The 26567-nt window shown below is 57.7% G+C and carries 23 protein-coding genes and 1 pseudogene; 11 read left to right on the forward strand and 13 right to left on the reverse strand.

Annotated features, from left to right (window positions below; all coding sequences use genetic code 11):
* Positions 1 to 237: 237 nt before the first annotated feature.
* Positions 238 to 561, forward strand: coding sequence for a hypothetical protein (locus tag BM347_RS17430; RefSeq protein ID WP_139226443.1), 324 nt, complete (start codon positions 238 to 240; stop codon positions 559 to 561).
* A gap of 30 nt (positions 562 to 591) precedes the next feature.
* Here the strand turns inward: BM347_RS17430 and BM347_RS03220 are convergent.
* The 3 genes and pseudogenes from BM347_RS03220 to BM347_RS03230 all read right to left on the reverse strand — a co-directional run bounded on the left by BM347_RS03220 (position 592) and on the right by BM347_RS03230 (position 4515).
* Positions 592 to 1340: pseudogene (locus tag BM347_RS03220) on the reverse strand (transposase).
* Between the two features lie 95 nt (positions 1341 to 1435).
* Entirely contained in the window at positions 1436 to 2050 is a 615-nt protein-coding gene (locus BM347_RS03225; RefSeq protein WP_093914951.1) for a nucleotidyltransferase family protein, read from the reverse strand.
* A gap of 38 nt (positions 2051 to 2088) precedes the next feature.
* A complete protein-coding gene (locus tag BM347_RS03230) occupies positions 2089 to 4515 on the reverse strand; it encodes a GcvT family protein (protein WP_093914952.1) in 2427 nt (808 codons plus the stop codon).
* Between the two features lie 173 nt (positions 4516 to 4688).
* Here BM347_RS03230 and BM347_RS03235 point away from each other — a divergent pair, with 173 nt between their 5' ends.
* Complete coding sequence (locus BM347_RS03235) at positions 4689 to 6017, forward strand: DUF2254 domain-containing protein (RefSeq protein WP_093915397.1); 1329 nt, start codon at positions 4689 to 4691, stop codon at positions 6015 to 6017.
* 113 nt (positions 6018 to 6130) lie between these two features.
* Positions 6131 to 8551, forward strand: a complete 2421-nt coding sequence (locus BM347_RS03240) for a GcvT family protein (protein ID WP_093915398.1) — start codon at positions 6131 to 6133, stop codon at positions 8549 to 8551.
* A 98-nt stretch (positions 8552 to 8649) separates the two neighbouring features.
* Here BM347_RS03240 and BM347_RS03245 read toward each other — a convergent pair whose 3' ends face one another.
* Entirely contained in the window at positions 8650 to 9957 is a 1308-nt protein-coding gene (locus BM347_RS03245) for an HlyC/CorC family transporter (protein ID WP_093914953.1), read from the reverse strand.
* 72 nt (positions 9958 to 10029) lie between these two features.
* Between BM347_RS03245 and BM347_RS03250 the strand changes: the two genes are divergently transcribed.
* Entirely contained in the window at positions 10030 to 10848 is an 819-nt protein-coding gene (locus tag BM347_RS03250) for a metallophosphoesterase family protein (RefSeq protein ID WP_093915399.1), read from the forward strand.
* Here the strand turns inward: BM347_RS03250 and BM347_RS03255 are convergent.
* The 3 genes from BM347_RS03255 to BM347_RS17520 are packed head-to-tail and all read right to left on the reverse strand — an operon-like array spanning position 10785 to position 13467.
* On the reverse strand, positions 10785 to 11759 hold the full coding sequence (locus tag BM347_RS03255; RefSeq protein ID WP_093914954.1) for a site-specific tyrosine recombinase: 975 nt from the start codon (positions 11757 to 11759) through the stop codon (positions 10785 to 10787). The two genes, BM347_RS03250 and BM347_RS03255, sit on opposite strands and share 64 nt — an antisense overlap.
* On the reverse strand, positions 11759 to 13312 hold the full coding sequence (locus tag BM347_RS03260) for a hypothetical protein (RefSeq protein WP_093914955.1): 1554 nt from the start codon (positions 13310 to 13312) through the stop codon (positions 11759 to 11761). Before BM347_RS03260 ends, BM347_RS03255 begins: the two co-directional genes overlap by 1 nt.
* Positions 13313 to 13317: 5 nt before the next feature.
* Positions 13318 to 13467, reverse strand: coding sequence for a hypothetical protein (locus BM347_RS17520; RefSeq protein WP_175498476.1), 150 nt, complete (start codon positions 13465 to 13467; stop codon positions 13318 to 13320).
* 79 nt (positions 13468 to 13546) lie between these two features.
* Between BM347_RS17520 and BM347_RS03265 the strand changes: the two genes are divergently transcribed.
* Together BM347_RS03265 and aroB are read left to right on the forward strand one after the other, a co-directional pair.
* The gene (locus BM347_RS03265; RefSeq protein WP_093914956.1) at positions 13547 to 14143 is read left to right on the forward strand and encodes a shikimate kinase; all 597 of its coding nucleotides are present in this window, start codon (positions 13547 to 13549) and stop codon (positions 14141 to 14143) included.
* The gene (gene aroB, locus BM347_RS03270; protein ID WP_093914957.1) at positions 14136 to 15248 is read left to right on the forward strand and encodes a 3-dehydroquinate synthase; all 1113 of its coding nucleotides are present in this window, start codon (positions 14136 to 14138) and stop codon (positions 15246 to 15248) included. The genes BM347_RS03265 and aroB overlap by 8 nt, the downstream gene beginning before the upstream one ends.
* Before the next feature lie 156 nt (positions 15249 to 15404).
* On the opposite strand, the gene BM347_RS03275 is transcribed toward aroB, so the two are convergent.
* Positions 15405 to 15908: a single-stranded DNA-binding protein gene (locus BM347_RS03275; protein WP_093914958.1), complete on the reverse strand. Its 504-nt coding sequence runs from the start codon at positions 15906 to 15908 to the stop codon at positions 15405 to 15407.
* A 206-nt stretch (positions 15909 to 16114) separates the two neighbouring features.
* On the opposite strand from BM347_RS03275, the gene BM347_RS03280 reads away from it, so the two are divergent.
* Both BM347_RS03280 and BM347_RS03285 read left to right on the forward strand, forming a co-directional pair.
* The gene (locus tag BM347_RS03280) at positions 16115 to 16699 is read left to right on the forward strand and encodes a lytic transglycosylase domain-containing protein (RefSeq protein WP_245764168.1); all 585 of its coding nucleotides are present in this window, start codon (positions 16115 to 16117) and stop codon (positions 16697 to 16699) included.
* Between the two features lie 169 nt (positions 16700 to 16868).
* Positions 16869 to 17378 (forward strand): hypothetical protein, encoded by a 510-nt coding sequence (locus tag BM347_RS03285; protein WP_093914960.1) that lies wholly within the window; start codon positions 16869 to 16871, stop codon positions 17376 to 17378.
* Positions 17379 to 17482: 104 nt separating this feature from the next.
* On the opposite strand, the gene BM347_RS03290 is transcribed toward BM347_RS03285, so the two are convergent.
* From BM347_RS03290 to miaA, 5 genes are all read right to left on the reverse strand, one after another.
* Complete coding sequence (locus BM347_RS03290; protein WP_093914961.1) at positions 17483 to 19573, reverse strand: dipeptide ABC transporter ATP-binding protein; 2091 nt, start codon at positions 19571 to 19573, stop codon at positions 17483 to 17485.
* A 95-nt stretch (positions 19574 to 19668) separates the two neighbouring features.
* A complete protein-coding gene (locus tag BM347_RS03295) occupies positions 19669 to 21135 on the reverse strand; it encodes an ABC transporter permease (RefSeq protein WP_175498477.1) in 1467 nt (488 codons plus the stop codon).
* 15 nt (positions 21136 to 21150) lie between these two features.
* Entirely contained in the window at positions 21151 to 22236 is a 1086-nt protein-coding gene (locus BM347_RS03300; protein WP_093914962.1) for an ABC transporter permease, read from the reverse strand.
* A 242-nt stretch (positions 22237 to 22478) separates the two neighbouring features.
* A complete protein-coding gene (locus tag BM347_RS03305; RefSeq protein WP_093915401.1) occupies positions 22479 to 23330 on the reverse strand; it encodes a helix-turn-helix domain-containing protein in 852 nt (283 codons plus the stop codon).
* Between the two features lie 89 nt (positions 23331 to 23419).
* Positions 23420 to 24310 (reverse strand): tRNA (adenosine(37)-N6)-dimethylallyltransferase MiaA, encoded by an 891-nt coding sequence (miaA, locus tag BM347_RS03310; RefSeq protein ID WP_093914963.1) that lies wholly within the window; start codon positions 24308 to 24310, stop codon positions 23420 to 23422.
* 101 nt (positions 24311 to 24411) lie between these two features.
* Here miaA and pyrH point away from each other — a divergent pair, with 101 nt between their 5' ends.
* From pyrH to BM347_RS03325, 3 genes are all read left to right on the forward strand, one after another.
* A complete protein-coding gene (gene pyrH / locus BM347_RS03315) occupies positions 24412 to 25140 on the forward strand; it encodes a UMP kinase (protein ID WP_093914964.1) in 729 nt (242 codons plus the stop codon).
* A gap of 96 nt (positions 25141 to 25236) precedes the next feature.
* The gene (gene frr, locus BM347_RS03320; RefSeq protein ID WP_093914965.1) at positions 25237 to 25800 is read left to right on the forward strand and encodes a ribosome recycling factor; all 564 of its coding nucleotides are present in this window, start codon (positions 25237 to 25239) and stop codon (positions 25798 to 25800) included.
* Entirely contained in the window at positions 25800 to 26540 is a 741-nt protein-coding gene (locus tag BM347_RS03325; RefSeq protein ID WP_093914966.1) for an undecaprenyl pyrophosphate synthase, read from the forward strand. Before frr ends, BM347_RS03325 begins: the two co-directional genes overlap by 1 nt.
* The last annotated feature ends 27 nt before the right edge of the window (positions 26541 to 26567 follow it).

Below are 26567 nucleotides of genomic sequence, written 5' to 3' on the forward strand. Positions count from 1 at the left end.
TACGTGCCTCTTCTGGATTGTTACTTATTGATCTTGTCCCCGTTTGGCCTCAAACGAGGTCTATGCGAGTGAAACAGAACCAGCGAGATTAGCAGCTTGACATGGAATCTTGATCCACCTTAACTCGAATACAAAATGGTCGAAAAACTAGAACAGCCTCTGTTTGCCTTTCGCGCACTCAGGCCTGGCACCACTTAAAGTGGCCATACAAATAGGCCTAGTTGATCTAGGGTGTATATGAAAAAAATAAACCCAGAACTTATAGCGGCAATATCAGCAGTCGCATTACTCTATAGCCGTCGAGGTTCTCATCTCTCCAACCCTCAAGTATGGAACGAAGACGGCGTATACATTGTACCCCAATTCCCAGCCAACGGTTGGACAAGCTTGTTAGAGCCAGTGAATGGCTATCTCATCAGTATCTCCAGAATGATATCTAATACAGCACTGACTGTTGCACCAAGCGAATATCCCGTTATTAGTACGCTGTTGGTGTGGTCGTTTACAGCAGGCGTGGCGGCTTTTATCTCTTCTATAGGCTTTGATGCACAAATCGGGTGAAGGACGTTCTTCCCCTTACCCCATACGGATTTAGCTTAGGGGCTCAGTGACAGGTATGCCAAGCGCAGAATAGCGATTGAGCACGGCGATACGGATTTGGATTTCCGCAACCTGCCTGTCGAAGTTCCGTGCCATGAGCGATTGGCCCATCAGTTTCAAACAGTGCATGTCAGCATGCACAAGAGGGGGTTTCTAGGGTTTGGCATTTTTGCGCGGTGGGATCACCGCGTGAGCGTTTCTGACAGCAATGGCTTCCTGGCATTTGCGCGTGTCGTACGCTCCGTCTGCGGTGACACTGTCGATGTCTTGGTAGGGCGGAATTTCGTTCAAGAGATCGGGCAACACGAGCGCATCACCAATGTTGATGCCGGTGCTATCGATCAAGAAGTTCAGCGGACCAGTTTCACCGCGATATGGCAGGCTTACGTTCAGCGTTCTCTGACGACGGCAAAGGGTGCTGAAGTCTGGCACCGCCCAATCCAGCCCGATAAGTTGCAGCAGGCTTTGCATAAAACCTGTGGCCTGTCGCAAAGGCAGTCCGAACAGCACTTTCAAAGTGAGACATGCTTGGATCGAAGCATCACCAAAGTTCTGTTGCCGACCAAGTTTGCCGCTCGGTGGTGGTACCCATACCATCTCAGGATTAAACCAACCTCTCAGGACATCGCTATGTGATGCCCTGTCAGTCAATGGATCGACCGTGAGCCACGACGCTTCAAACTGTCATTGTATGACGACCAGTTGGTCGTCTGGTATCTTGTAGGGAACCAACTGCTCACAACTCCCAGCTATCATGCTGGATTCATACAGTGAATCCTTCACGCGATTTGTGCAATGAAGCCGGCCTCAGCGCCCGTGTATTCTGATCGAAACGCTATCTATTCGGGTTCTCGCGCCGCCAAGTCTCCCACGCTTCGGGTGTGTCCAGATCACGGCGGGCGTGTTTGCCGGGCAGGGGAATAAGATGGGTTTGGGCCTGTGCCGCCGCTACGATATCGCGTCCGCCGCTGTCGCCGCGCAGATCGGTCAGGGCAGCAAAATGTCGGGCTGTAAAGATGATGGGATGCCCCGGTTTGCCGTCTTGTGTCGCACCGCGCCAGATCGACATGCTTGACCCGAAATCAACAGCCGCCAAACAGGTGACCAGATCCGCTGTGGTCAGATCGGGCAGGTCGGCAAGCAGCACCATTGCGGCCGTGGTGTCCGGCGGTAAGGCGGCAACACCGCGCCTGATCGAGGTATTCACCCCTTCGGCAGCATCAGGCACAGGAACAATGGTTACCTTTAAATCGTCAATTGTGTCATATCGCGGATGCGGCCACGGTGGCAGTGTTACAAATACCGGACCCGCCTTAGCTGCCAGAGCCATGAGCGCCTGACGTCTCAGTAAGGGCATACCATCGACGACCTCAAGCAGCTTGTCGCGCCCGCCCATGCGCGTTGATTGACCTGCAGCAAGCAGGATAATCGGGATGTTGGATGTGCTCATGCTCTATCATTAACGGGATTTCGGGCTGTGGTTAAGCCCTAGCCGCGCATGCGGGTGCCGTCGGCGTCAAACAGCGGCGTGGTGATCAATCGGGCAGGGCACATCTTGCCCAAAATCTCGATCTCGACCATCAGCCCCTCACGCTTGCTGTTCGTCGGGACAAAGCCCAGCGCGATGGATTTGCGCGCGAAATGCGAATAGCCCCCTGAGGTGCAGAACCCCACCACATGACCGTCGTGCCAGATCGGCTCGTAGCCATGCACATCGGCGTCGATGCTATCAACCTCAAAGGCGCAAAGCGTGCGATCCGGACCTTTATCCCGTTCGATCTCAGCGGCGGATCGCCCAATGAAATCAACGTCTTTCTTGAAATTTATGAACCGGTCCAGCCCCGTTTCAGCGGCGGTGTAATCGGGTGAAAACTCGGACATCCAACTGCCAAAAAACTTGTCCAAGCGCAGGGACATCATCGCGCGCATGCCAAACGGCGCCATGTCAAAGGCGCGGCCTGCCTTCCATAGGGTGGTCCAAAGGCTACGTTGGTCCATCGCATCGCAGTAAATCTCGAACCCCAGATCGCCGGTGTAGCTGACCCGCTGTACCAGACAATTCACCATGCCGACGGTCATTTCGCGCACATCCATGAATTTGATCGTGCTGACATCTGCGCGGCTACAGGCTTGCAGAAGCTTGGCCGCGTTCGGCCCCGCGATCTGGAACCCGTTGCGCCTGTCCGATATATTCTCAACTTCAACTTCAACTTCTACTTTGGCATCGCCGTTTAGATGCTGGGTGAACCAGCGCATGTGATAGGCCTGCGCGCCATAAGATGCGGTCAGTTGGAAGGTTTCATCACCCAGGCAGGAGACGGTGAAGTCGCCGATCAGCTTGCCATTCCCGGACAGCATCGGCGTCAATGACATGCGCCCTGTCTTGGGGATGCGCCCGGCCATGATCCGGTCAAGCCATGCCCGCGCATCAGGCCCTGTGACCAGATATTTGCCGAAATTTTGCACCTCGTTAATGCCGACACTGGCGCGGACGGCAGTAACCTCGCGCGCGATGGCGCTGAACGCGTCGGACCGGCGGAAAGACGGGGTCTCGAATGTCGGCTCGTCGCCTTGGGCAAAGTAATTGGCGACCTCAAGACCGTATTGCTGGCCCCACACCGCGCCCATGTCGCTGAAAATATCATACATCGGCGTGGTGCGGTGCGGGCGTGCGGCTGGCAGTTCCTCGTTTGGGTAGGAGACTGAGAAGCGCTTTTGGTAATTCTCGATCACCTTGGGCAGGGTATAGCCGGGGCTGATCCAATCGCCAAACCGCGCCACATCCATGGCCATCACATCGCGTTCCGGCTCGCCCTCGATCATCCATTGCGCCAGCATCAACCCGACGCCGCCACCCTGAGAGAACCCGGCCATCACACCGCAGGCCGACCAATAGTTGTGTAGGCCCGGCACGGGGCCGACCAGCGGGTTGCCGTCGGGGGCAAAGGTGAATGGCCCGTGGATCACCGATTTCACCCCGGCGGTGGCCAGAACGGGGAAACGTTTATACGCGAAATCAATGCTTTGCTCGATCTTGTCAAAGTCATCGGGGAGCAGCTCATGCCCGAAACTCCAAGGCGTGCCATCCACCGCCCATGGCCGCGCGGATTGCTCATAAAACCCGATACACAGCCCGCGCCCTTCCTGGCGCAGATAGCTTTCTCCGGCGGGGTCCATCACATGGGGGTGCTCGGCGTCACGTTCGTAAATCTGGGCGATGTCATCGGTGACGATATATTGGTGCTCCATCGGGTGAAGCGGCAGATACACGCCCGCCATGGCCCCAACTTCACGCGCCCAAAGCCCGCCTGCGTTGATCAGATGTTCGGTGTGGATCGTCCCCTTGTCGGTCTCCACATCCCATGTGCCGTCAGCCCGCTGGTTTGTTTCGCGTACCATGCAATGGGTTTCAATCGTGGCACCCCCCATGCGCGCCGCTTTGGCATAGGCGTGGGTCGTGCCCGACGGGTCAAGGTGCCCGTCTAAGGGATCATACAACCCACCGATGATGCCATCCAGATTGGTGATCGGCGCGATTTTGGCAATTTCCTCAGGCCCGACGATCTCGGTATCCAGCCCCATAAACCGATGTTTGGCCCGTTCCGCCAACATCATGTCAAAGCGTTCCGGCGTGTCGGCAAGGGTTACACCACCGACATGATGCAGCCCGCAGGACATGCCGGTGATCTCCTCCAGCTCTTTGTACAGACGGATGGTATAGCCCTGCAACGCAGCCATATTCGTATCGCCGTTCAGCGTGTGAAAACCGCCCGCCGCATGCCAAGTACTACCCGATGTCAGCTCGGACCGTTCGACCAGCATGACGTCTTTCCAGCCCAGTTTGGTCAGGTGATACAGAACCGACGCGCCAACAACGCCGCCCCCAATAACAAGCGCACGGGTGGTGGTTTTCATCTGGTGCCTCCATCGGGTTGGTTTAAGGGATCGTTGCAAGGGGCCAAGCGGGCGGCATGCTGCGCAGCGACATTTTCTGTCGGGTTTGGGTCATGCGCCCTGCTTGTGGTTCGGACGGCACGCAACCTATGCAGCGCTGGACAAGGCCCCGCGCTGCATTAGATATGGAATCTATGGATATTGATATGCTCAACCCATCGACCCTGATCCGCAAAGCGGGCTATCTTAGCAGGCAACTGTCTGTGCGGGTGGTGATCATGGGGCTGCTTGCTGTGGTCGCCGTGGGGCTGAGTTCAGTGATCGAACACTGGATCCCCGAGGAACTAGCCACGACGCTAACAGGTGCTGCGGCGGACCGGTTGCTGGCGATCATCGCCAACGCCATGTTGGTTGTCACCACCTTTTCACTCAGCGTCATGGTCACGGTGTACCGCAGTACGTCAACCCAATGGACCCCGCGCGTGCACCGCCTGATCATTCAGGATCAGACCACCCAAAACACGCTGGCGGTGTTCATCGGTGCCTATGTCTATGCGCTGATCGCGATTATCATGCGTGAATTGGGCGTTTTTGACGACAAAAGCGCCTTTGTCCTTTTCATCACCACGGTGCTGGTTCTGGTACTGATCGTGCTTTATCTGATCCGCTGGGTCTTGCACCTGCAAAGCTTTGGCAGCCTGATCGACACCTCCCGCCAGATTGAAAGCGAAACCAGCCAGATGTTCCGCGACCGCTTGGCCAATCCCTGTCTTGGGGCCAATCCGCTGGTTGATCCCATCCCCGATAGCGCCGAGGTCATCGTTGCAAGCGAAAGCGGTTATATTCAGCATATTTTTCCAGAAGCCCTTGACGAGCTTGCCAAAAACCATGGCGTCCGCATCTATATGGTGCGCAATATCGGTAGCTTTGTGTTCATGAACGAACCCCTGGTCCAGGTCGACCGTATTGGCGATGCCATGGACGAGGATCATAACGATGAAACCCTGCGCAGGGGCATCCAGCGGGCGATCATTCTTGGCGATGTTCGTACCTTTGACCAAGATCCACGTTTCGGCATGATCGTGATGGGTGAAGTCGCCTCAAAAGCGCTATCGCCGGGGGTGAATGATCCGGGCACCGCGATTGATGTTATCCACCGCATTGGCCGTATTCTGACCGATTACGAAGATGAAGTAGGCCGTGATCGGGACGAAGTTCTGGACAGCATCTTTGTCGAACCCATTGATCCGGCTGATTTGATACAGGATGCTTTCGGGGCCCTGGCCCGCGATGGCGTCGCTGTGGTCGAGGTGCAGCAATGCCTGCAATCTACCTTGGCCGGATTGATGCGCCACCCCGACAAGGGGCTGCGCAAAGCCGCAGGTGCCGCCGCGCAACGCCATCTGTTTCGGGCGCTGTCAAAGATCGATTTTGGACCAGACCGTGATCAGCTGCTCAGCAGTGCGGCCAAAGACGTGCGCGATCATGTCACCGCCGAACTGGATAACGCCCAGAACGACTAGGCGCATTTCGCCGCCTGTCTTGGGCGCGACGGGTTTTGTCGGTTTTGGGCAACCCGCTCCGCGCCGCGCGGGTCAGTCTGAGGGTGACGGAACAGCAAAACGGAAATATGATCATGCGCAGCCACGCATCGGCAGTTGTCATCGGGGGCGGCGTCATTGGCTGCTCGATCCTCTATCATCTGACCAAATTGGGCTGGACCGATGTTGTGCTGCTGGAGCGGTCAGAGCTGACATCGGGCAGCACATGGCATGCCGCTGCGAATATCCACGGGCTGCACGATAACAACAACATCACCCGCATCCAGAATTACACGATGGGTCTGTATAATGCGCTTGAGGCCGAAACGGGCCAATCTTGCGGGGTCTTTCAACCCGGTAGCCTGTATCTGGCCCAGACCGAAGCCCGCGAACATCAACTGCGCTTGCAAGCGGCCAAGGCAAAATACTATGGCCTGAATTTTCACGAGGTGAGCCGGGACGAGGCCGAACGCCTGCACCCGCTGGTGAACTTCGATGGCATCCGCTGCATTATGTTCGAAGCATCAGGTGGAAATGTGGATCCGTCCGGTGTGACTAACGCCTATGCCGCAGGCGCACGGCAAAACGGGGCCGAGATCATCCGCTTTTGCCCGGTTACAGGGACGGAACAACAGCCTGACGGGACGTGGATCGTCCGCACGGAAAAGGGCGATATCGCAACACAGTGGATCGTGAACGCCGCAGGGCTGTGGGGCCGCGAAGTCGCCGCAATGGCGGAGCTGACCCTGCCGCTGCAACCGACCGAGCATCAGTATTTCGTGACCGAAACCATCCCCGAGATCGCAGGCCTTGATCGACGCCTGCCATCGGTCGCCGACCGCGACGGCGAATATTACCTGCGCCAAGAGGGCAAAGGCCTGCTGGTCGGGGCCTATGAGAAGGACCTGCGGTTCTGGGCCGAAGATGGCACGCCGCAAGGGTTCGGGCATGAGCTGTTCGCAGATGATCTGGAGCGGATCGAGCCCAACATGATGCGCGCGATTGACCGCGTCCCAGCGGTGGGCACTGCCGGGATCAAGCGGGTGATCAACGGGCCGATGATCTGGTCGCCTGACGCCAATGTGCTATTCGGCCCTGTACCAGAATTGCGCAATTATTTCTGTTGTAACGGCATCATTCCGGGGTTTTCACAGTCCGGCGGCATGGGCCTGTTGGCCGCAGATTGGATTGTCACGGGTGAGCCGCGCTATGACATGTTTGCGTGGGACGTGGCGCGGCTTGACGACTGGGCCGATGCGGCATTCACCAAGGCGCGGGTAGGGGATCAATACGCCAACCGGTTCAAGATACATTTTCCGAACGAGGAACGCGCTGCCGGCCGTCCCGTGCGCACGCGCCCGGTTTATGAGTTGCAAAAACAGATGGGCGCGGTGTTCGGCCTGAACTATGGCTGGGAACACCCTTTGTGGTTTTCTGACACCCCTGGCACCGTCGATACCGACGGGTTCACGCGCCAGAACTGGTGGGGGCCTGTGGGCGACGAATGCCGGATGCTGCGTGAACACGCCGGGATCATCGACATCTCGAACTTTGCGAAATACCGCTGTGCAGGGCCGGGTGCGGAAAGCTGGCTGAACAGCATTTTCGCCAACAGGATGCCATCGGTTGTTGGCCAATCCTGCCTGACACCGCTTATCGGCGTGCGTGGCGGGATCGCGGGCGATTTCACCGTCACACGTCTGGCCGAGGATGAATTCTGGATTATCGGGTCGGGCATGGCGGAACGCTATTACCAGCGGTTCTTTAACGCGGTACCGCTGCCCGATGGGACAGTGTTTGAGAGCAAAACCAATGACATGTGCGGGTTCAATGTCGCGGGGCCGAAATCACGCGCGATGTTGCAACGCCTGACGAATACATCACTGGAAAGTGCTGAGTTTCCGTTCATGCGGTCGCAATGGATGGAGGTTGCAGGCGTCCGCGTGTTGGCGCTGCGGGTGTCCTTTACGGGTGATTTGGGGTGGGAATTGCATTGTGCCGCTGGCGATCAGATCACGCTTTATGAGGCGCTGATCGCCGCAGGGCGCGATGTTGGGGCGGGCCCTGTTGGATCACGTGCATTGATGTCGCTGCGGATCGAAAAGGGCTATGGGTCGTGGGGTCGCGAATACAGCCCAGAATATTGGCCGCAAGAGGTCGGGCTGGACCGTCTGTGTAAGCTGGACAAGGAATTCCTGAATAAGCCCGCGCTGTTGGAGGTGCTGCAAAGGCCCGCCCGCGAGCGGTTGGTGCTCTTGGCGTTGGATGCCGATGCGACGGATGCGTCGAACGCGGATGCCACGGGTGGGGAGCCGATATTCAAGGATGGTGTAGGTGTCGGGCGTGTGACGTCGGGTGCTTATGGATATGCTGTCGGGCAATCACTGGCACTTGGCTTTGTGAAAGATGTGAAAGCCGGGGAAAGGGTGGATGTGATGGTGCTAGGTATGCCCCATGGTGCTGTCGTGCTGGAACACGCGCCGTTTGATCCCCAAGGTGAACGGCTGCGCGGTTAACCTTGCCATAGCAATAGGGATTGCGACGGGTAAACCCGTCGCCAGATTGGGGGCCAGCCCCCAAGACCCCCGGGATATTTTAAAGCCAGAGAAGGGGGTTAGAGGGGGCGGATCTTGAATTGGGTGATGCGGTTGCCGTCGCGGGCGGTAACCTCAAAGCGGAATCCGTGGAAAACGAAGACCTGACCGGGGGTCGGGATCATTTGAGCCTCGTGGATCACCAGCCCGGCGACGGTGTTGGCCTCGTCATCGGGCAGGTTCCAATCCGTTGCGCGGTTGATGTCGCGGATCGTCATGGCCCCATCGACGAAATATTGGCCGTCTTCAGCCTTGGTCACGCCCATATCCGCCTCGGCGTCGAATTCATCGGTGATCTCGCCTACGATCTCTTCGAGGATGTCTTCGAGTGTGATGAGACCCTGCAAGGAGCCGTATTCATCCACCACCAAGGCAAAATGCGTGCGGCGGCGCAGGAACTGGCGCATCTGTTCGTCAAGTGTCGAGGTTTCAGGCACGAAATAGGGCTTCATCGCCACGTCGGTGATGTTGAAATCCTTGAACGGTTCGGCATCGCCTTGGGCATCGGTGATCCGCTTGTACATGGCGCGCAGCAGGTCCTTGGCGTGGATGACGCCCACGATGTTTTCAGGATCATCGCGGTAAACGGGCAGGCGGGTGTGATTGGATTCCAAGCACTGCTCAAGTATCTTTTCCGGTTCTAGCCGTGCATCGATCATCTCGATGCCCGAACGGTGGAGCATAACCTCTTCCACCACGCGTTCGCGCAGGTCCAAGGCACCCAGAATGCGGTCGCGGTCTTCTTTTTCGACAACGCCTTCGGAGTGGCCAAGCTGCAGCGCGCCGGCGATTTCCTCGCGGACGGCAAGGATATTACTGTCGGGGTCGATGGTGACACCAAACAGACGCAGCATTCCACGTACTAGAAAGCGCACGGCGCTCACCATCGGGCTGAAGATCAACACCACCAGCGAGATCGGGCGCGACACGAGGCCAGCAGCCCGTTCGGCGTTGGTGATCGCATAGGTTTTCGGCAGCACCTCGGCAAAGATGAGCACCAAGAATGTCATGACCAAGGTCGCTAGGGCGACACCGGATTCGCCGAATAACCGCGTGAACAGCGCCGTGGCGAGAGAGGCGGCGAGGATGTTCACCAGATTGTTGCCCAGCAGGACAGAGCCGATCAGCCGTTCGTTATCTTCGGTGATCACAAGCGCACGCTGCGCCCCCCGCGAGCCCTTGTCGGCCTGCGCGCGCAGCTTGCCGCGTGATGCCGCCGTCAACGCCGTTTCAGAACCCGAGAAGAAACCCGAGAGGATCAGAAGAAACAGAATGATACCGATGCTGATCCAGAACGCGCTGTCTAGCATTGCGGGGGCCGTGTCCATTTGCGAATATACCTTTTGCGGTTGCTGTTACGTTATGGGCGTGCGGGCGGTTTCATTCAAGGGAAGAGCATTGTGAAGCATCAAGATTTAGGCGTCCTGACCGGGCCGGTTTTGCTGTTTGGCGGTCCATACTCGAACTTACAGGCGTTTGAGGGGCTGATGGCGGCGGCGCAACGTCTGGGCATTCCTGCGCGCCAGATGATCTGTACTGGCGATGTTGTCGCCTATTGCGGGGATCCGTCGGCGACCGTTGATGCGGTGCGGCAGGCGGGGATCGCCTTGATTGCTGGCAATTGTGAAAAACAGCTGGCAGCGCACGCGCTGGACTGCGGTTGCGGCTTTGATGCGGGCACCACCTGCGATCTTCTGTCGGCCGGATGGTACAGTGTTGCCAACGTGCAAGTGAGCCAAAGCCAGCGCGACTGGATGGGGGACGCGCCCGATATCATCGGCTTTACCCACAGTGGTCAGCGGTTTGCCGTGATCCACGGAGGCGTCACAGATATTGCGCGGTTCATTTGGCCAACCTCTGCGGGGCATGTTTTTGAGGGGGAATGGAACGCCGTCGAGGCCGTAATTGGGGCGGTGGACGGGATCGTTGCGGGGCATAGCGGGATACCGTTTACGCGCAACTGCGCCAAGGGCCGCTGGATCAATGCAGGCGTGATTGGCATGCCGCCCCATGACGGCGGGCAACAGACGCGGTTTGCGGTGTTGGATCAAGGGCAGGTGACGTTTCACACGCTTGACTATGATGTGGGCAGTGCAGTTCACGCGATGGAACAAGCCGGCCTCACCCAAGGCTATCACACGGCCTTGCAGAGCGGTTATTGGCCGTCAGAGGATGTGTTGCCACCGGCGTTGCGGCGTTCCGCTTTGGCCAGCGGGTGATTTTCAAGCACCAATTCAGACAGCCGCGCCTCAAGAACGTGGGTGTAAATCTCGGTCGTGGCGACATCGGCGTGGCCCAGCATTGTCTGGATCGACCGCAGATCGGCCCCATTGGACAATAGATGGGTCGCAAAGGCGTGGCGCAACGTGTGCGGTGTGACCTTGGACGGATCAACACCGGCCGCGACGGAAAATTCCTTGATCATCAGATAGAACCGGTGCCGCGTCAGATAGCCGGAAGCGCCGCGGGACGGAAACAGGAACCGCGAGGGCGGCTGTTTTTTCTCCTGTGCGGCAGCGTCGATTTTGTCGCGTTCAACGAGCCAATCAGCCAATGCCTGACGGGCAGGCGGTGACAGCGGGACCAGACGTTCTTTGCCCCCCTTGCCCATGATCAATAGCAAGCGTGGATCGCCGCGTGTGGCGCTGACGGGCAGGCTGACCAGCTCGCTCACCCGCATACCGGTGGCGTATAACAGCTCCATCAGGCAGGTGTTGCGAAGTTGATCTTGCATGTTACGGCCAGAGTTTCGGGCGGCGTCGAGCAGGCGGTCCACCTCGTCTTCGCTTAGCACTTTGGGCAGGCGTTTTTCCTGACCGGGGCCGGTGATCTGGATGGCGGGGTTGTCCGTGCGCAACCCTTCCTCGAAGGCAAAGCGGTAGAGCTGTTTAACCGCCGACAACCTGCGCGCACGGGTCGATTTGGCAAGGCCCTGCGCGTCGCACCAGACCAGATAACTTTCGACATCCGCGCGTGCGGCGCTGTCAAAATCAAGGTTTTTACGGGCCAGAAAACTGTCAAAATCCTTGAGGTCGCGGCCATAGGCCAACAGCGTGTTCGTCGCGGCGCCCAACTCGGCGGCTTGGGCCTCAAGAAAGGCGGAAATCCAATGAACCGTGTCACTTTGCATCAGCTACGCTCCAGCAAAAGAACCTGCAACGCCGCGCGTCTGGCTATGTCTTCCAAGCCCAACGCGCGCAGCGTCGACAGCGCATCGCGCAAGGCTGCGGTATCGCCGTTTGCGCCATCTTCAAGCAACGCGATACAGGTCAAAATTGATAGGCCCAATTTGCCATTCTGGGCGTCCGAAATCAGGGCCGCACGTGGTGACAGTGCGGTGAACGCGCTGGCTATTGCATCAGCGTGACGCATATCCGGCACATGTTCTGGCGCAGACCCGGTCGCGATGGCCGCTAGAAATGCCGCCTCGGGAACTTGGTCATCCACAGCCCCAACCGTTTCATAGAGCGGCGATAGCAGCAATATCCGCGCGCGCAATGCGGCGGCGGCACCGTCAAGGGGAATGGCTTGCAACGGGTCGGCAAAGAGAGTTGCGAAACTTACTTCTAACTCGGCCTCTTGCATGGCAATCCACGCAGGGCGCAGTGTTTTTGCCACGGCGTCGACGCTGCCCGTGCCAAGAGCTGTCTCAAAACGTTGCAGCGCCGCGACGCGGTCCCATAGACCACCAGACGCAGCGGGTTGACGGTCTGAATAAATTCCCAAAAACCGGTTGTCGGGCAAGGCACCAAGGCGCGTCAGCCGCTCTGCTGCCTCCAGCTGGGCCTTCCACCCTGCAACATCACGCAGATCCACTACCGCAAAAGCCGGGGGCAGGGGCCGGGTTTGCGGGCGCTCGCCGATGGTTTCGAAAAGGCGAAATCCCATGGCGTCCATGCTGCGCGGCACCGGCAGGCCGGGTGCGCCTTCAAATAGGTCAGGGTTCAAAAACCGGTCCAGTAACGCCAGCCGTTCTGGGGGGAGCAATTGCAAAGCTTGGGCCGATCCAAGGGTCAATGCGGCCATATCCCAATTGCCCTCCCGCGCCGCACAGAAAATGCGCACGCTGTAATCACTGGTCAGATAGGGCTTTTGTGTCAGCAAGGCGCAGGCGCGATCTTCTGTTCCGACCAATAGGCTGATTTGCATCCACAGGGCAAAATGTTCGGGCGATGTGGCAACACCGGCCTGTTCAATCAAAGACAGCGCAGGGTCGACGGCCCCATTGTCGATCAACGCCTGAACACGGGCAAGGGCGAGGGCGTCCCCTTCGGCAGCGCGGCCCGCAGGCGCAGTCGTCTCGGCCAGCAAAAGCCGGTAAAACAGCGCCCGCGCCGCTGGTAAATGCAGATCGGGCATGCGATCAAGTCGGTCGGTAATATCGCCAACCGTGCTGCCCGACCACAGATCCTGCGGCAAACCGGTGACTTTGGCTGGAACCAGACCAATCGCGCGGGGGCGGCCTTCGCCCAACACGGTTACGGTCACCTGGGGCGGCAAAGCGGTTTTCGCCACGGGTGCCTCGGCCGGTGCCATGGGGCGTTTGGGTTTACGCGGCTCGGTTTTGGGTTGCTCGCCCAGCCAGTCGATCACCGACAGCGGGCCGGTATCCGCCGCAGGGGCCTGCGCCATGACGGACATGGGCCAGCACAGTAAGCAAAACGTCAAAATCTGCCGCGTCATCGGTGTCACTGGGCCGGCAATTGTACAGGTTCACGCACTTCGACCTGATCCGGAGCGAAGTCAGCGCCAAAAAACGGGCCGACATACGCATAAACCGCAAGACTGAATAACCAAAAAACAAAAAGGAAAATCAATAACTTGATTAGTTTACCCATAATTACTGCCTGCTTTCTTTCGAACATTTTGGACAACTATATATGGCCTTTTCACTAAGATCACGTCATTCAAAGACAAATGAACGAATTTGAGCAAACCCCAGCCGATCCGGCATCCGGAAAGCCGCAGTACCGTTTGAAAAAATCGGTCGTCTTGGTGGGCATGATGGGCGCGGGAAAAACGGCAGTGGGCCGCGCGCTGGCGGCCAAACTGGGGGTGCCCTTTCTGGACAGCGACCACGAGATCGAGGCCGCCGCCAACCTGACGGTGCCGGAAATATTCGCGCGCGACGGCGAGCCGTTTTTTCGCAAGCGTGAAACTGAGGTGATTGCCCGGCTTTTGGAAGAGCAGCCCGGTATTCTATCCACCGGCGGGGGCGCATTCTTGGCGCAGGAGAACCGCGATCTTATTTCTGCCAAGGGGGTTTCGGTCTGGCTTGAGGCCGATGTTGATCTGATCTGGAACCGCGTAAGACATCGCAACACAAGGCCATTGCTGCGTAGCAATAACCCGCGAAAAACCCTGCAAGAGATATTCACCGCACGGGTTCCGATCTATAAACTTGCCAATCTTTCAACGACGTCCAAGCCTGATCTGTCCGTTGAAAAAATGGCCAGCAAGGTGCTGGATACGTTACTGTCACGCCCTGACGTACTTGAGAGAACTGATGCATAAAACCGTACATGTGGGCCTGCCGGGCCGAGAATACGACATTCAGATCGGGCCGGGTCTTTTGGCCGAGGCGGGAAAATACATAGCGCCGTTTTTGCCGCGCCCTCGGGTCGTGGTGATCAGTGATGAAACCGTTGCGGGTCTGCACCTGGATAGCCTGCGCGCAGGTCTGGCCGCAGATGGTATCACGCTCACCGCGCTAAGCCTGCCGCCCGGTGAGGCGACAAAATGCTGGTCACAACTGACCCATTGCGTTGATTGGTTGCTGGAACAAAAGGTCGAGCGCAATGACATTGTCATCGCCTTGGGCGGCGGCGTTATTGGCGATCTGGTGGGCTTTGCAGCGGCTGTTTTGCGCCGGGGTGTTCGATTTGTGCAAATTCCAACCTCGCTGCTGGCGCAGGTTGATAGCTCGGTTGGCGGTAAAACCGGGATAAACGTGGTGCAGGGCAAGAACCTGGTAGGGGCATTCCACCAGCCCACGTTGGTGATGGCCGATACCGATACGCTGGGCACGCTTGCGCCGCGCGATTTTCTGGCCGGCTACGGCGAAGTCGTGAAATACGGCATGCTCGGCGACGCCGCGTTTTTTGATTGGCTCGAAACCCAAGGTCCGGCGCTGGCCGCGGGCGATATGACCGCGCGGATCGAAGCGGTGCGCCGGTCGGTTCAGATGAAGGCCGATATCGTGATGCGCGACGAGACCGAGCAGGGCGAACGGGCGCTGCTGAACCTTGGTCACACCTTTGGCCACGCGCTCGAGGCTGCGACGCAGTATTCCAGTCGGTTGTTGCACGGTGAAGGTGTCGCCATCGGTTGCGCCCTTGCGTTCGAGCTGTCGGCACGTTTGGGGCTATGTTCGCAAGAAGACCCAAGCCGGGTTCGCGCACATCTGAAGACCATGGGCATGATGACGGACCTGCGCGATATCGACGGTGAGTTGCCGGATGCCGATGGGTTGTTGGAGCTGATGGGCCAAGACAAAAAGGTAGTGAGCGGCGAATTGCGCTTTGTTCTGGCGCGCGGGATTGGCGACGCCTTCGTGACGGGCGATGTTCCACGCGACATGGTCCGACAAGTATTGGTAGACGCATTGGATCAGCGGTAACCGTAAATGCAGGCAGCAAGCCCGCGATCACAATCGAATTCTAAAACGAAAGCGCCGTCATAAAGAATGACGGCGCTTTACGTTGTACGTTTCTATATCTTGGATCGTGCTTTGCGACGTCAGATGCTCTGAACCGCCGCAATGAACCCAATCTGATTAGAACGGGATTTCGTCATCCAGATCGCGCGAGGACTGGCCACTGCCGCCACCGCTGCTGGACGGACCGGAATCGTAACCGCCGCCATAGCCGCCCTGATCAGACGGGCCGCTGTCATATCCGCCACCGCCACCGCCGGATCCGCCGCCCGATGGGCCGTCCAGCATGGTCAATGTGCCGTTAAAGCCCTGCAAAACGACTTCGGTGCTGTAGCGGTCTGCCCCGGACTGATCCTGCCATTTGCGGGTCTGCAACTGGCCTTCAATATACACTTTCGACCCTTTTTTCAGATACTGTTCTGCGATGCGCACCAGACCTTCCTGAAAGATCGCCACCGAATGCCATTCTGTTTTCTCGCGGCGCTCGCCCGTGTTGCGGTCCTTCCATGTTTCGGAGGTCGCAATGCGCAGGTTGCACACTTTGCCGCCATTCTGGAACGAACGCACCTCGGGGTCGCGCCCAAGATTGCCAATAAGGATCACTTTATTTACTGAGCCGGCCATGATGCCCCCTGTCTGCTATACGATTGAAAGTGCCATGCGAATCCCGCAGACCCTTGCGTTGAAGATTGTTATATCAGTGCTGCCCCCAAGAAACAGCGTAAAGGGCCGCTAAATGCACGATCACAATTTCGAATAGGGTCAATAAGTGGTGGCACCGGCGCGCCATTTTGTTAATGTTTGCGAATTATGGCCGGATTGAGGGTTTTATGAAGAAGTTTATCGTCGCATCACTGTGCTCGGTCGCTCTGCTGTGCAACCCGGTCGCGGCCGAAGTGTTCTCTTCCAAAAGCCGGTCCAAGCTTTTTGCCTCGCAGAAAAAGCTGTTGGATACGCGCGCATCCAGCCAATACGGGGCCTCGGTCCGTTTGCAGCCGACCCGCGTGGTCACGCCGACCAAATGGGATCTGCCGAAATACGCAGGCAAATACAAAGGCCAGTATCACAGCATGGCGCGTGAGGCCGCGCGTCGCAACGCGATCCCCGAGGATCTGTTTTTGCGCCTGGTACAGCAAGAAAGCGGCTGGAACCCTCGGGCGAAATCTCACAAGGGGGCCTTGGGGTTGGCGCAGTTGATGCCCGAAACCGCGCGTGTCTTGCGTGTTGATCCCCATGACCCTTACGAAAACCTTGATGGCGGTGCGCGCTATCTCAAGCTGCAGTACCGTGCCTTTGGCAGTTGGAAGCTGGCGCTTGCCGCCTATAACGCGGGCCCCGGTGCGGTGAAAAAATACGGCGGCATCCCGCCATTCAAAGAAACCAGAAATTACGTTAAGGTCATTGCCGGCCTCTAAGGTGCCACTTTGAATATGATAATAGTCGGTAGGCGTTTTAATCCCTAAAGGCTGCGCGCAATAATCGGTGGCGCGCAGGGAACCAAATCCACAGTCCAAGGTTAATCACACAGAACGCAACTCGGGTCACATAACCCCTGCGTGTAAGTATGATGATAAGGACTATTCAGTGTTTAACTCAGTAAAGCGTATCGCTCTGGCCACGTCGGTCAGCCTTGCAGCCCTGTCCACAGTGGCCAACGCAAATGAAGAAATCATTTTCTCGGAAATCAACGTCTCTGCCGCAATGGGTGCCGCTGAAAACACCAATGCGCTGGATGTCTTTCCCGAGATTGTAACCGATCTGGAACAGGCCATCGCATCGCGCGTGCAAACCGGGTCCGATGCCTCGCTGCCGACGATCAAAATCGATATCCGCGAGATCTCCCTTAACGGCAACCCGATGTTAACCTCCCTTGAAGGCTTCAACGAAATCTCGGGCGTGGTTGCGATCGCAGATGACAATAACAGCATTGGCGCACAAAGCTTTGCCGTGAATGTCGCAGCATACCCCGCCGACCAGATCGCGCCCGAAGGGTTCATCACCGTGCCGCCCTCCGAGGAGGATTTTTATTCGGCGATGATCGAAGGTTTTGCCGACACGGTCGTGCAGCGGATTGACACAATCAACACGCATTAACCGCGATAAGCACAAACAGTGATCGCGCGGCCCCCACTGCGCGGTCACTGTTATGGGGGCGGTCCGTGCTTTGCTGCGCGGGCCGCCTTTATATGTTTCGGGGGCTATTGGGCGGCGATGTTGACCTCAATCACCGGTTCCATTTCGGCCAGCTGGCCATCGGTCAGATGGCATTTCACCTCGTGACCATCTTCAAGACCGCGCAAGCCGGGAACGACCGTTTCGCATAAATCGCCCGGCACCTGTGATTTCCAACGGCAGCGTGTCTGAAACGGGCAACCGGGGGGCGGGTTCATCGCAGAAGGCACGTCACCCTCCAGTACGATGTGTTTTTTGGTCACGTGCGTGTCCGCAATGGGGACCGCAGACAAAAGCGCCTCTGTATAGGGGTGGTAGGGCGGTGAAAACACCTGATCCGTGGTACCCAACTCAACCACATGGCCCAGATACATGACCATCACCCGGTCCGACAGATAGCGCACGATGCTCAGGTCATGGCTGATGAACAAAAGCGTGGTCTTTTGTTCGCGCTGGATCTCCATCAACAGATCGGTCACCGCCGCTTGAACCGATACGTCAAGCGCCGATACAGGTTCATCCGCGACCACAATCCGTGCATCGCCGGCAAAGGCGCGTGCGATGCCGACACGCTGCTTTTGCCCGCCCGACAGCTGGCGCGGCATGCGGCCCGCAAATTCGCGGGGCAGCTTGACCAGATCAAGCAGTTCGAGCATGCGCTGACGCCGTTCTTTTTCATTCTTGCCGATCTTGAAAATCTCAAGCGCGCGAATGATCTGGCGGCCCACGGTCATCGACGGGTTCAACGTATCAAAGGGGTTTTGGAACACCATCTGGATGTCCGCCACATTTTGCGTGCTCCGCTCTTCGATCGGGACCGCGCCAATATCCGCACCATCCAGCAAGACCTGACCAGAGGTCGCCGTCTCCAGCCCCATTAACACTTTGGCAAAGGTGGATTTACCACAGCCGGATTCGCCGACAATCGCCAGCGTCTCGGATTCGCGCGCCTCAAAGCTTAGCTCTTCATTGGCCTTCACCACCTTTGTGGCCGAGCCGCCGAACATGGAATTGGCAGCGACCTCATAGTATTTTTTCAGCTTGTCCATCTTCAAAACGACTTTGCCGATCTGACCTTTGGTTTTGACATCGGCCAGTTCCAGCGGCGCGTTCCAGTCGATCTCCTGAAACCTCAGACAGCGCGTTGCGTGGCGCTCGTTGCCGGGCACGTCCGCCATGAATATCGGCCCTTGATCGCAGCGCCCCGCCTCAAAGTAATCACAGCGCGGGCCGAAGTTGCAGCCCGGCGGGCGTTCGTGGGGCAGGGGGAAATTGCCGGGGATCGCGACAAGCGGGCGGGCATTCTTGTCGGCACCTGGCAGGGGGATCGACCGGAACAGCGCCTGCGTATAGGGGTGCTGCATCTCGTCGAACACATCCTCGATTGATCCGCGCTCGACCGCTTCGCCTGAATACATCACGCAAATCCGATCGCAGGTTTCCAAGACCAAGCCGAGATTATGCGAGATAAACAACATTGATGTGCCGTATTTCTTTCCCAGATCTTTGACCAACTCGACCACGGCAGCCTCAACCGTGACGTCCAGGGCTGTGGTCGGCTCGTCCAGTATCAACAAGGCCGGTTCGGCCATCAGCGCCATGGCAATCACGATGCGCTGCTGCTGCCCGCCCGACAATTGATGAGGATAGGCCTTCAGGATGCGCTCAGGATCGGGCAGTTTCACATCCGTCACCACCTGCAAGGCGCGGGCGTGGGCATCGGCTTCGGACATGCCCGAATGTATCATCGGCACTTCCATCAACTGCCGCCCGATCCGCATCGCAGGGTTCAGCGACGCCATCGGTTCTTGGTAGATCATCGCGATTTGACTACCGCGAATGTCGCGCAGTTCCTCATCGCTCATCTCGGCCAGATCGCGGCCCTTGAACTTGATCGTTCCGCCAACCACCTGACCGTTGACGCCCAGATCCTGCATCACACCCAAGGCGACGGTGGATTTACCGCAACCCGATTCCCCGACCAAACCAACGGCTTCACCCGGTTTGACCGAGACCGAGAAATCCATCACCGCAGGAATTTCGCGCAACCGCGTGAAAAACGAGATCGACAATCTATCAATCTCTAAAATCGGCCCATCATAATCCTGCGTCGCCATGGTTAGTCTCCTTCACCCAAATGCCCGCAAATTTTGCTTCCAAATGGTCTAAAATCCCGGGGGTACGGGGGCTGGCCCCCGGTCCTGTCTTTGCATCAATCCCGCAAGCTTTCTTCGCGCAAACCATCCGCGAGCAGGTTTAGTCCCAACACGAGGCTCAGCAATGCCACCGCAGGCGCAATCGCTGCATGGGGGTAAAGTGCCAGCAAACGGCGCCCTGCGTTGATCGTGGTACCCCAGTCAGGGCTTTCGGATTCCAGCCCCAAGCCAAAGAACCCCAAGGTGCCCAAAAGGATCGTCGTATAGCCAATGCGCAAACAGAAATCGACGATCAGCGGGCCGCGCGCATTGGGCAGTATTTCCCATAGCATAATGTACCAAGGCCCTTCGCCGCGGGTCTGGGCAGCGGCCACATAGTCGCGGGTTTTGATGTCCAGCGCCAAACCGCGTACGATCCGGAACACTGTAGGGGCATTTACGAACACAACCGACACGAACACCACCAAAACGCCGGGGTCTATATCAAAAAGGTCCAGCGATGCGGGCAAGCCGGGCATGCGGTACGTCGGCGCGTCAACGATCGCCCCACCGGTGGACACCAGCGACAGGTAAAGCCACCCGGCGATCCCGAGGGCGACAATCAATAGCGGCGTGCGCAGGGACGGCTGCGTATAGAAACGTGAATTCAGCAATACGGCCAGAAATACCAAGGGAAAGATGAACAGAACCAATGCCATATAGTTCGGGATGCCGGTCCGGACGATCTCGGGCGTGACCAGCAGGTAAAACAGCAAGATCACCGGAAAGGCGAGGATGAGGTTGGCCAGAAAGCTTAAAAACACGTCCAGCTTGCCGCCATAATACCCCGCAGGCAGGCCCAGCGTAATCCCGACCATAAAGGCAAACAGCGTGGCCATCGGCGCGATCTGCACCACAACCCACGACCCTTTGATCAACCGGCTGAACACATCGCGGGCCAGATTATCGCCGCCAAGCAAAAACCATTGATAGTCCTCAGGCTCGGCCCGTGCCAACGGCGTGCCGGGCAGTTTGTTCTTCATGCCCGACACCTGGCTTAGGCTGTCATGGGTGATCAGCATGTCAAAAACGCCGCCAAAAACCCCTGCAAAAACCCAGAACATCACCAGTCCGAAACCGATCATCCCGACGGTGCTGTCGAACAGCTTGCCATATAGGCCCAGCCGACGCTTGTAGGTGATGGACACAGCGAACAGCATCACAAGGGCGATCCACACAGGCAAAAGCTGTCGTGACAGGCCGCCAAAAATCCCCGCGCCGGGGCCCATTACAACCCCTGCCAGCACGTAGACCAGCAAAAGTGCAAGCGCTGCGAGAAAGCCGTAAGCGCCGATGCGTCCCAACAGCCCCGATAGTCCTTGATCCGCCGTGCTGACGCTGCCCGATCCCACACTGCGCATTTCGGCGTTAGGGATAAACGACAGTGCTATTTGCAGCAGATAAGCGCATAGCGCGACGATCACCGCGACCCCCAAGACCGGGTTCAGCCACGCCATCGAGCCTGTCCATGTCAAAGCTTCCATGTGCCCGCCCTTTCTTTATGTGATGCGAATGCGCGGGTTCAAAAACACATAGCCGATATCGGAAATCAGCTGTGTGGCCAGAACCACGATGACAGACACGACCGAGACGGCCAGCAACAATTCGATATCGTTATTGGCGGCGGCTTGCACCAACAGCCAGCCAAAGCCTTTGTAATTGAACAGGGTCTCGACGATGACGACCCCGTTCAGCAACCACGGAATTTGCAGCATGATCACGGTAAAGGGTGCGATCAACGCGTTGCGCAACGCGTGTTTCAGCACGATATCGCGGAACTTGACGCCTTTCAGCCGCGCCGTGCGGATGTATTGTGCGGTCATCACCTCGGTCATCGACGCACGGGTCATCCGCGCGATATAGCCCATCCCATAAAGCGAGATGGTCAGGACAGGCAGGAAGAAATTCCAAAATGTCGCGTCCTTCATCGCCGACGTCGCAGAGCCCAGAAACAACGTCTTGCCGTCGATCCAGCCCATTTCAGCAAGCCATGGTGATATGCCAAAGCGTGAAGAGGCGAGAAGCGCGATAAAAATCACGCCGGATACATATTCAGGGGTGGCTGTGGTGGCGATCGAAAAGGTCGACAGCGACCGATCCAGACGCGACCCTTCGCGCATGCCCGCAAGCACGCCCACGATCAACGCGCACGGTACCATCAGCGCCAAGACACACAGCATCAGCTTTCCGGTCAGCGCCAGACGGGTCAGCACGGTCGCGCCGACATTCTCCTTGAATACGGTGGAAAAGCCCCAATCGCCTTGTAAGACACCGCAAAACCGGGGGCGATCTTCGGTCGGGGTGGTACTGCTAAAACAACGGCCAGTGACAGTGCCATCCTCGGCTTCTGTCACCCAGCCCGGCATAACCCCCAACCATTGGCCAAACTTAACAGGGGTGGGCTGCAAATAGCCGCGGTTTTCCAGATAGCTGGTGACGGCCTCGTCCGACATGCGGAAGTTACCTTGGGTCTTGGCGAGTTTTTCAAGATTGGGATAAAGATTGGTCAGCCAGAAGACGATGAACGTCAGACAGAGCGCGGTCAAAAGCATCAGGCCAAGACGGCGCAGAATAAAAATCCCCATGAAACATCCCTGTTGCGTGGCAGACGGAATACGCCCAACCGGATTTCGGGCAGCTTGGCCCTTGTTGATTGTCTGCGCAGCACATCATCGGGCCTTTGGCCGCTCTCGCGTGTTGCATCTCTCCCTTGGCACCTATTTTACGGCTTTTGATCCGCGGCGGCACCTTATTATCGCCTCATGAGGCACGAGAACGGGCCAAAGGTCAATGTCAGCTTTCGGCGTTTAAGGGATTAAATGCGACATCACGCAATTCTATTTGCGACATTGGCAAGTGCAGGGGGCGCGGTATTGCCTTGGAGAGGTAGCCCCTGATTGGCGGCGCGCAGCTTGCTGGGCGGGCGTCCGGTATGCTGCTGAACAAATCGCGTAAAATACGCCGCCGATCCAAATCCAAGCTGCTGCGCAATGCTTTGGGCGGAATGTTCGGTCGTCGTCAGCAGATCGCGTGCCTCATAGACAACACGTTCGGTCAGGATGTCAGCGGCGGTTTTTCCGGTAGCCGCTTTGACGGCGCGGGTCAGGTGGGTGGGGGTGACACCCAGCACATCGGCATAGGTGGCCATAGGCGCACCCGTGGCAAAGCGTTCCGATACCATCCTGCAAAACCGTGCGCTCAGCCGACCGCCCGCGCTGATGTGGTCGGGCACATGTTCATCCTGCATGATCTGGCGGCGCAACCAGACAGACATCAGCGCCGCATGGGCCTCAAGCGCTTGACTGGCCAGCGCGCGGGGATCTTGTTGTTCGCGCTGTGCAGCCTCGATCAGGCCGGTGAGTTCAGATTGGGCGCGTACGTCCCTGACGCGCAAATGGCGCGGTATATGGGGCAGGTTCAGCGGCGTACCATCGGGAATGACCACGGCCTGCCCAAAGCCCTGCCGCCCCAGCTCCATGGAAAACAACGAACCGGACGGCACGAAGATCGCGTTATGCGCACCCAGCCCACGCCGTTGCCCGTCCAACTGTAACAGCCCTTGGCCTCTGGTGATCCAGAGCAGAAGATGTGACGGGTGGTCATGGGACAAATATAATCGCCAGTCCTGGCCCTGCGAAAGCTGTGCCAAGGAAAGGATTTGAACCACGCCTTTATTCATCATACGAAACCATCACAATTATTACAGATATCTTAACTATTATACACTTATGTGGCGAATTAAAGTCCTGTTTGTGATATTATTTTAACTTAGGATGGTCCGTATTTCCGCCACAATTTCGCGTTTTTCCGCAGCCATGTCCGTTGGCGTTTCGCATATTGTCGCGTCGCAATGATCGCGTTCTCGCGGGCGGCGGCCAAGGTCGCATTCCCATCAAGATAGGCCATCAGCTCTGGCACACCGATGGCGCGGTGCGCGGGCAGGGACGGGTCATAGTCAGGGCGCACGGCGGCAACTTCGTCCAGCGCACCCTGTTCCAGCATCTGATCAAAGCGCTGGATAATCCGATCATTCAGCCAGTCCTTGTTGGCATCCACCGCGATGGCGGTGCACGCAGACAAGGGCAACAGCGGCGGTGGTGTTTCGTCTTGCCATTGCGCCAATCCGCGCCCCGTCGCGGTCAACACCTCCCAGGCGCGCTGCACCCGCATCGGGTTGTTCAGGTCCAGCCGCGCGGAGGTCAGCGGATCAAGCTGGGCAATCATTTCTTCGCGCGTCATGGCGTCGCCCGCGGCCCGAACGGCGTCTGGCGTGGCGGGAACCTCAGCCAGCCCTTGTGTCAGCGCACCAAAATATAGACCCGTGCCGCCTACGATGATCGGCCTGACCCCTTGCGCCATAATCCCGGCGACCTCGCGCAGCCAATGCCCCACCGAATAAGACTGATCAGGCGAAATGTGACCGTATAGCAGATGTTCGGCCCGCGCTTCCTCGGCCGCTGAGGGACGCGCCGAGATCACCCGCCAACAGCTGTAAACCTGACTTGCATCGGCATTAACGATCACCCCACCTTGGGTTTCAGCCAGTGCCAAAGCGAGCGCAGATTTGCCTGACGCGGTGGGCCCTGCGATCAACACAGGCAGGGCGGGATCGACAGATGCGATCACAGCATCGATGGACGTAAGGGAAGTTTGCGGCATTTCTTTGCACGGACCTTTGACGGAGCATTGAACATTTCTGCTATTTGCGACATTTTACAGCGCAATGAAAACCCTTCTCTCACCCTCGAAAGGTGCGCTCCATGACAGATACCCTCCCCGCCGTGACATTCAATCGGGTGATGCTCAAGATTTCGGGTGAGGCGTTAATGGGCGATCAGGGGTTTGGCCTGCACCCGCCAACGGTCCAGCGTATCGCGCGCGAAGTCAAATCCGTGCACGATCTGGGCGTCGAGATTTGCATGGTCATCGGCGGCGGCAATATCTTTCGCGGCCTTCAGGGCAGCGCCCAAGGGATGGAGCGCACGACGGCAGACTATATGGGGATGCTTGCCACAGTGATGAACGCGCTGGCCATGCAATCGGCCCTTGAAGAGCTGGATATCCACACCCGCGTAATCTCCGCCATCACCATGAACGAAGTCGCCGAACCCTATATTCGCCGCCGCGCCGTGCGCCACCTTGAGAAAAAGCGCGTGTGTATTTTCGCGGCCGGTACCGGCAACCCGTATTTCACCACCGACACAGCCGCGACCCTGCGCGCCAATGAAATGGCCTGCGAAGCGATCTTTAAGGGTACCAAGGTGGACGGCGTGTACGACAAAGACCCCGCAAAATTCGACGATGCGAAGCGCTATGATACCGTTAGCTATGACGACGTGCTGCAAAAGCGGCTCGGGGTGATGGATGCCTCTGCGATTGCTCTGGCACGGGACAACAACCTGCCGATCATCGTCTTTTCGCTGGACGAGCCGGGCGGTTTCCGCGGGATTTTGGCCGGTGAGGGCACATATACCCGCGTCCAAGGGTAACTACGCGCCCCGCATGGTGTTGCTCTCTATACAAAAGGGGGGCGATACCGCTATATCGATAAAAATATAAACAATTAGAAAACGACCGGGGACATCATGTCAGACGATTTTATGTTGGATACCGACGACCTTCAGCGCCGCATGGATGGGGCAATCGCGTCCTTGCGGACCGAATTTGCATCCTTGCGTACTGGCCGTGCATCGGCCTCCATGCTGGAGCCTGTGATGGTTGACGCCTACGGCACCAAGACACCGATTAACCAGGTTGGCACGGTAAACGTACCAGAGCCGCGCATGGTCACGGTCAATGTCTGGGATAAGGGATTGGTGGGCAAAGTCGAAAAAGCGATCCGCGAATCCGGCTTGGGCATTAATCCGCAACTTAACGGCACCATCATCATGCTGCCGATCCCCGAACTGAACGAAGAACGCCGCACGCAATTGACTAAGGTCGCCGGTCAGTACAGCGAACACGCCCGTGTTTCCATTCGCAACATCCGCCGCGACGGCATGGACCAGATCAAAAAGGCCAAGGCCGATGGTATGTCCGAGGACGACCAGAAAGTCTGGGAAAGCGAAGTTCAGGATATGACGAATAAATACATCGCCATGATCGACGAGCAACTTGAGACCAAACAAGCCGAGATCATGCAGGTCTGATGCCCAACGCGTCTCACCCAACATGCGAGCTGGTTCCAGGAGCGCCACGCCACGTGGCAATAATCATGGATGGCAACGGCCGTTGGGCGACGCAGCGCGGCAGGCCGCGGCTAATGGGCCATCACGCAGGTGCCAAACGCGTGCGCGAGATCGTTGAGGCCTGTCAGGCATTCGGCGTGGAATATCTTACGATCTTTGCCTTTTCGACCGAAAACTGGAAACGGACCCAAACTGAGGTCGCGGGCCTCATGAGCCTGTTTCGCCGCTATATCGCCAAGGAAAAAAAGGCGTTGAAAGAAAACGGTGTGCGCGTGCGGTTTATCGGGGATCGAGTCAACCTGGACGATAAGCTGGTCAAGTTGATGAACGATCTCGAGGACGAGACCAAAGACAACACCCGCACTCATCTGACCGTCGCGCTGAATTATGGAGGGCGGGACGAGGTTGCCCGTGCCACCAAACGGTTGGCCAAGGATGTCGCCGCCGGGCTGCTCAATCCTGATGACGTGGGCGAGGAAACGCTGCCGCGCTATCTTGACACCCACGTGCTTCCAGACCCTGATCTGGTGATCCGCACCAGTGGCGAAGCGCGGATTTCCAACTTTCTGCTATGGCAATCCGCCTATGCGGAATATGAATTCATCGACACGCTCTGGCCGGATTTTTCAAAGGAAGAATTTAGCAAGCTTTGCACTGCGTTCGGCGGCAGGGATCGCCGGTTTGGTGCCGTGAAAACATGACCATTACAAAGGCCAGTGCAAAAGGAT

This window comes from Sulfitobacter marinus (assembly GCF_900116285.1).
GTDB classification, from domain to species: domain Bacteria; phylum Pseudomonadota; class Alphaproteobacteria; order Rhodobacterales; family Rhodobacteraceae; genus Sulfitobacter; species Sulfitobacter marinus.